We start from the raw sequence: 4671 nt of genomic DNA, 5'->3' as shown, positions 1-4671 counted from the left end.
GTTTTGGGATGGCTCACATCTTAATTAGCATGAATACGAAATGGTCGCCATTGAAGGAGCTTGTGCCCTTGGATGTCGAGCTAAATTCATTGGCACCGGAGCTTTTCAACTTTGCGTGTTTGACGCAGACACTTGGGCAAAACAGGCCATTGGGGCGCGTGTACGAAATAGCTATCACGGAAATTCGTTACTCAAACCCGTTCGATATCTCAGCAATTCTTAAGGCAGTTACGAAGGAATTAGCCGATTTTGTTCTGAATAGGACCATCTTCTATCCCCAGGAAGTGGACCGCCGTCTGATTGAAAATGAGAAATCAAGAGAAGATGTTGTCTCACGCAAGCTAGACAACTTAGAGAGAGCTTACGATCTTCGAAAGAAATTCATCAACGAAGGAGGAGGAACGGAGGACGCCGTTCAAGTTTTGGAGGCTATCCTGACCGATCAAAACGCCACTATCAGGCGAATTGAGCCGCCCAAATAACCCCAAGCAGACGAGGTTTCTAGAACAGCGATCCTTGGGCCGGTGGCCGTTGCGGGAACTTAATTTGCGTGGCCGGCTTCTCGACAATCACCAAGGCATCGTCTGGGGCTGTCCGCTGCATGTGCCGCGCTTCCGACCACGGCACTGTAAGCCAGGCCTCGACCTCATCCCGCCTGGTCAGGATCACCGGCATAGCCTTCTCATGGATCGGGGCAATCAGCGCATTCGGTTTGGTCGTCAGGAAGCCGTACAACTCGAAGTCGCCCGGCCCGTCCTTGACCCTGCGAACCCCCTGCCAGCGCGTCCACATGCCCGCGAAGAAGAACAGCGGGCGATCCTCGCTTCGGGCAAACCAATAGTTCCGCTGTATGCCAGTTTCCGGGTCCTTGTCGTTAGGCTTGGGGCTCGGCTCCGCGAAGCTCGTCACGGGCACCACACAACGGTTCTCCACGCCAACATATTGCTGCCAGTGGCCATACTGCGGATTGCGGATGTTGGTGGTGCCATAGTCCGCCTTGCCCTTCACTCGCTCTGCCGGCGTAGGCATGCCCCAAAGAAGCTTGGCTACTTCCCGCTGCCTGTCGGGGGCGTTGCGGACCACAGCGCCCGGCATGTTGGGATAGACATCTAGCGAGGGCTCAAGGTTGCCCATGATGTCCCGCATGGCGCGGGTCCACTCGCGGATGGCGTCCTGGCTGGTGGTGATGTTGTAGAGATTGCACATGGATGGAACGTGCACGATTTGCCCGTGCTACGCTAGGTCAGTATGTCCTCCCACGCGAACGTTGCGCGGGGTACGGAAACGGGGCATTCTTATCGCATCCGGGGGGAGACATCATGGTCACGTTGAGAACTGCGGTCCTCACCGCTTCCGTTGCCCTAGCATCGGCTGCGGCCGCCCAAGAAGCCTATGAGCTGAACGACAATGAAGTGGCTGCGATCCAGCGCGCCGTGACCCTACAGTTGAAAGACCCCGACAGCGCGAAATTTGGGCCGATAAAGGCGGTTCCATTTCCCGGTGTGAAGGAGGGGGGCGTCATTCTGGCCTGTGGCTTGGTCAACGCCAAGAACGGCTTTGGGGGCTATGCCGGTGAGACCCCATTCGTGGGCGTCTTGGCGACCTACAGGCAAACTGGGGAGGCTGAATTTGTGGTCAGGCAGATAGCTGGGACGGAGACCGACAGCGCTACCGTCATTTCCTATTGCAAGAGCCAGGGTATTCGGTGAGGGAGCGTCGGATGGCGGGGATGGTGAAGTCGGTCTACTTGGTGGCCCCAATGCTTCTTCTGTGCGGTGCGGTAAGTGCCGCCGAGTTCAGCAAGTCCGAGAGAGCCGCAATGGACCGCGCAACGCACGCGATCATGCGCGACAGGCAGAATAATGAGCTAACCGATATCAAGGCGTTCTGCGCAGATCAGTGGGGCGATGACTATGTGATGCGCAAGCATTGCATAGGTCAGCAGCGTGCCTCCATGCTCAAGGCAACGTCCTTCGACACAACAGCTTCAGCGCGAAACATGCGGATTTTTATCCACTGCGGCGAGCAATGGGCAGACGGGAAAGGCCGCACGGACTGGTTCATGATGAGCCACTGCATTGATGAGCAAGTAGCTGCGGCTGAGAGCTTGGGCGAGTAGCGTTAGCTCCGCCCTGGTGGGTTCGACGGTCCGCTCTCGCTGGTGAGCGCGGTTACCGGAGTGGCCTATGCTACCAGCACGGGGTCCGGGTCGCCTCGCTCAAGGCGTCTCTAACGTTCCATCATCGGTCTTATCTGCGGGTTTCGTGACCCCAGGGTTGGCCTTGCTCACATTGTGAGGAGGCTCCCTAAACATTTGCAGACCGTCCACGTAGCACCGCTTCCGGCACACTTCGACCTTAACCCGGCCCCCGCCTAGAGACGCCTCAAGAAGGTGCTACAACCTGCCTTGAGAATGGGGGCTCCAAAAAAGCTTCCAACATGGAAACTCTCCTTTCTGCCCCCTCTTGTGAGGGCTGCGGCAACAAGTGGTGATTGTCGTGCTCTGCGTCAAGCTGCCGCATCGAGGTTCTTTAGCCGCCAGCGCCCAACGCCTTCTCCAGTGCCCGTTTGGTCACCTTCAGCAGCACCATGGCCGGTGAGGTCGAACGCGCGTGCGGCATGGTGAAACGCATCGCGCTACTCAGAAGCGACATCTACAGAGGCGTGTTTGTTGAAGAAGGATATGGAAACGTGCAGAGTGCCCTCGTCGTCGGTATCTAGGTCAATACGCTCAAGGACATCTCCAATCAGCCTCCTGGCTTCCTTACGATCCACCTTGGCAAGCCTCTGGATTTCCTCGGCATAAGCATCCAATTCCTCAGGCGTTGCATCAGCCACTGAAGCGTATCTCGCCGCAGTCTCACGGGCACTGGTTAGCTCCTTTTTCTTTAGGCCGATGTTCTTCGATATGGCATCAGCCTGAGCAAGAAGCACTCTGCGAACCTCAGGGGTGTCGGCCTCGGCTATTCCATCAAGGACGTTCCGCTGTTTGAACTCCAGGGCCTTTATGGCGTCTTCAATCTCGCTGGCCGGGCTACCCGCTGTTGAAGCTTTTGCTTCGTTTCGCTCCATCACGGCAAGGAACCCAAGCTGTTCCACCAACACCCCTTCAAGTTCGTCATACTTCACGTTCGGCTGGTTGCAGCTCGTCCGTCTCAGCGCCTTCCCGCTGCAAACTAGGTAGCTGAAGACCTTCCCGCTAAACCGCGAGGAAGTCATGTTCATCGCTGATCCGCACCGACCGCACCTTAGGAGCCTGGGGAACAGGTTGCGGGTGCTGTCGGCTTGGGAGTTCCGATGGCGCGATCTATGCTGGTGCTGGATAGCCAGCCACTCTGTTTCGCTGATCAAGGCTGGGAAGTAGTCGCGTATCTCTTCCCCTTTGAGTACAAGTGAGCCATAGGCGGCAGGGGACTTCAGAACGTCTTGAACCATGGACTTCCCCCAAGTGCCCCCGCGCGAACTTGGAATGTGCTGTTCGTTAAGGCGATTGGTAATGGCAGTCTGTCCAACCCCTTGCTTGGCCAACTTAAACACCAGTCGGGCGTCCTCAACTCTGTCGTTGAACTGTTGGGTCTTCTGGTCGATCCAGAAGGGGACCTTCGACACCCTTACACGGCCGCCTTCCTTTGCCGCCTTGACCCTCCCCACCCACGAACTACCGACCCTAAACGATATCTTGGCGCTGTATTCGTAGGCCGCTTGCATGGCCATAAGAGACATCATGAGGTTGGCGAAGTTGTCGTCGTATCCCTCGGCGGTGTGAACCCGCTGATCAGTGAGGGTCACCAGGGTCAGCCCAGTGTCCAAGAGCCCAAGGAAGTACCGAATTGCCTGAGTGGGCTTCACGCGGGTTATGCGGTCGATGTTCTCAACGATTAGGACAACGTCCTTCGCTATCTTCCCGCTCTTCACGTCTATAACGAACTTGCCTAGGCTCGCTTCGAGATTTGCACCTTTGAAGGCTGATACACCATCGTCGACCAAAGCGAGGTCCAGGCTTAGCCCGTACGTCGCGCAGAACTCTCGCGCGTTCTCCGTCTGTCTGCGGAGGCTGTCACCCTTCGCTTGTCGCCCTGACGACCAACGCGCGTAGCTGATTGCGTTCCTTCCCTTGAGGTCGCGGGGCTGTAGCATGCGTGTTCTTTCCTTCCGGCTGGGTTACCGGGAAGGGGATACAGCTTATGTACACTGACCGTCAAGGCACGTCGAGGCCGCCGGCCAGCACGCCGACAGTGCCGGTCGAGAGACTGCCCTGGTGTGCGGCCGTGTCGATGCCGCGGGCGAGGCCCGAGACGATGGCGTAACCGTCGCGGCCGAGGTCAGTCGCCAGCATGCGCGCCATCTTGATGCCGGCGAGCGAGGCATTGCGGGCGCCGACGATGGCCACCGCCGGCAGGCGGAACACCGCGCCTTCGCCTTTGACCGCCAGCAGCGGCGGCGGGTTGTCCATGGTCTTCAGCAGAGCGGGATAGTCGGCCTCCCCGATGCCGACGAAACGGGCGCCGGCGCGGCGCGCCGCCTCCAGCTCGGCCTCGGCTTCCGCGATGGAGGGAATGCGAACGATGCGGTTGGCGCCCCCCGAAATCATCAGTTCGGGCAGCATCTCGAGCGCAGCCTCGGCCGAGCCGAAGCGGTTGATCAGTTCGCGGAAAGAGGCCGGGCCAACAT

General features: G+C 58.3%; 5 protein-coding genes and 1 pseudogene. 3 read left to right on the top strand and 3 right to left on the bottom strand.

The annotated features are described in order from the left end of the window. On the top strand, window positions 1-482 hold a 482-nt coding region (locus EOA38_RS28530), incomplete at its 5' end, for a hypothetical protein (RefSeq protein WP_210212993.1). A 19-nt stretch (window positions 483-501) separates the two neighbouring features. On the opposite strand, the gene EOA38_RS28525 is transcribed toward EOA38_RS28530, so the two are convergent. Beyond that, entirely contained in the window at window positions 502-1206 is a 705-nt protein-coding gene (locus EOA38_RS28525; protein WP_127300804.1) for an SOS response-associated peptidase, read from the bottom strand. A 113-nt stretch (window positions 1207-1319) separates the two neighbouring features. Here EOA38_RS28525 and EOA38_RS28520 point away from each other — a divergent pair, with 113 nt between their 5' ends. Continuing rightward, window positions 1320-1709: a hypothetical protein gene (locus tag EOA38_RS28520; RefSeq protein WP_127300803.1), complete on the top strand. Its 390-nt coding sequence runs from the start codon at window positions 1320-1322 to the stop codon at window positions 1707-1709. A gap of 11 nt (window positions 1710-1720) precedes the next feature. Next, entirely contained in the window at window positions 1721-2119 is a 399-nt protein-coding gene (locus tag EOA38_RS28515; RefSeq protein ID WP_127300802.1) for a hypothetical protein, read from the top strand. Between the two features lie 518 nt (window positions 2120-2637). Here EOA38_RS28515 and EOA38_RS28510 read toward each other — a convergent pair. Both EOA38_RS28510 and EOA38_RS28505 read right to left on the bottom strand, forming a co-directional pair. Next, complete coding sequence (locus EOA38_RS28510; protein WP_127300801.1) at window positions 2638-4137, bottom strand: recombinase family protein; 1500 nt, start codon at window positions 4135-4137, stop codon at window positions 2638-2640. A 64-nt stretch (window positions 4138-4201) separates the two neighbouring features. After that, window positions 4202-4671 (bottom strand): annotated as a pseudogene (locus EOA38_RS28505) (DNA-processing protein DprA); the annotation flags it as partial.

It is taken from the genome of Mesorhizobium sp. M1E.F.Ca.ET.041.01.1.1 (assembly GCF_003997355.1).
Taxonomy (GTDB): Bacteria; Pseudomonadota; Alphaproteobacteria; order Rhizobiales; family Rhizobiaceae; genus Mesorhizobium.
Note: the sequence above shows the minus strand (reverse complement) of the source record. Positions and strands in the feature narration are given on the sequence as shown.